The organism is Photorhabdus namnaonensis, assembly GCF_001684335.1.
GTDB classification, from domain to species: Bacteria; Pseudomonadota; Gammaproteobacteria; order Enterobacterales; family Enterobacteriaceae; genus Photorhabdus; species Photorhabdus namnaonensis.
In genome coordinates this window covers 1-1,198 of record NZ_LOIC01000051.1, presented here as the reverse complement: position 1 = coordinate 1,198, position 1,198 = coordinate 1, and the positions used below count along the sequence as shown (strand labels likewise).

General features: G+C 57.9%; 2 protein-coding genes. Both read left to right on the top strand.

What is annotated here, in order from left to right:
* Positions 1-258 (top strand): ShlB/FhaC/HecB family hemolysin secretion/activation protein (locus tag Phpb_RS09255; RefSeq protein ID WP_276204263.1); only part of this gene is annotated, 258 nt, incomplete at its 5' end.
* A gap of 48 nt (positions 259-306) precedes the next feature.
* The coding region (locus Phpb_RS09250; RefSeq protein ID WP_122983175.1) for a two-partner secretion domain-containing protein at positions 307-1,198 on the top strand (892 nt) is incomplete at its 3' end.

Here is a 1,198-nt window from a genome sequence, read left to right as displayed (position 1 = left end):
TGGTACAGCCGCAACGAACTGGACTGGCAGACCCCGCTGCGCGGGCAGTCGCTGTATCTGGCAATGGATTATGGCGAAGTGGGCGGCCGGGGCAGTGACGCGCTGCTCGGAAAACACCTGGCGGGGAGCGCTCTGGGCTGGCGCGGCAGCCTGAAAAAGGTGAGCTACGACCTGTTTGTCGGCGTCCCGCTGTCCAAACCCGCTGGTTTCCAAACTTCCCCCGTCACGGCCGGATTCAACCTGTATTGGCAGTATTAATTCAAATAACAAAACTGCCGGTGGGTAGTGTTGTGTGGAGCAAAAATCATGAACAAGCAGTTATATCGTATTATCTTTAATCCATCTCGCCAGCTGTGGATGGTGGTGGCCGAGATAGCGCGGGCCGGACGGGGAAGAGCCGGACGTCGCGCTCATCGCCCCTCTTCACCGCAGCATCGTTGCCGACTCACCGCGCTACGGTTTGGATTGTTATTCGCCCTTGGCGGGATTTCGCTCACCGCGCAGGCGGCGATTGTGGCCGACGGACAGGCGCCGGGGCGCCAGCAACCGACCATCGTTCGCAGCGCCAACGGTACGCCGCAGGTCAATATCCAGACCCCCGGCGCCGACGGCGTTTCCCACAATACCTACCGTCAGTTTGACGTGGATAAACAGGGAGTGATCCTCAATAACAGCCATCAGGCCACCCAGACGCAACTGGGGGGTATGGTCGCGGGCAATCCGTGGCTAGCCAAAGGAGACGCCAGCATTATTCTTAACGAGGTCAACAGTCGTGACCCCAGTCGCCTCAACGGCTGGATTGAAGTAGCCGGCCATAAAGCCGAGGTGATTATTGCCAATCCTTCGGGCATCACCTGTAACGGTTGCGGTTTCATTAACTCACATCGCACTACGCTCACCACCGGACAGGCGCTGATGGAACAGGGCCGGCTGAAAGGGTTTGATGTCAATCAGGGGGAAGTGCGGATTGACGGGCGCGGCATGGACAGCACACAGCAAAGTTACACCGATATTATCGCCCGTTCAGTGGCGATTAATGCCAAATTACACGCGCAAGACCTGAAAGTGACCGCCGGGCGCAATATTGTGGATGCGGCGCATCAGCAGATAGAGAAAAAATCGGTTGACGATGAAAAGCACCCGGCGTTTGCGCTGGATGTGGCGGCGCTGGGCGGCATGTATGCCCATAAAATCAGGC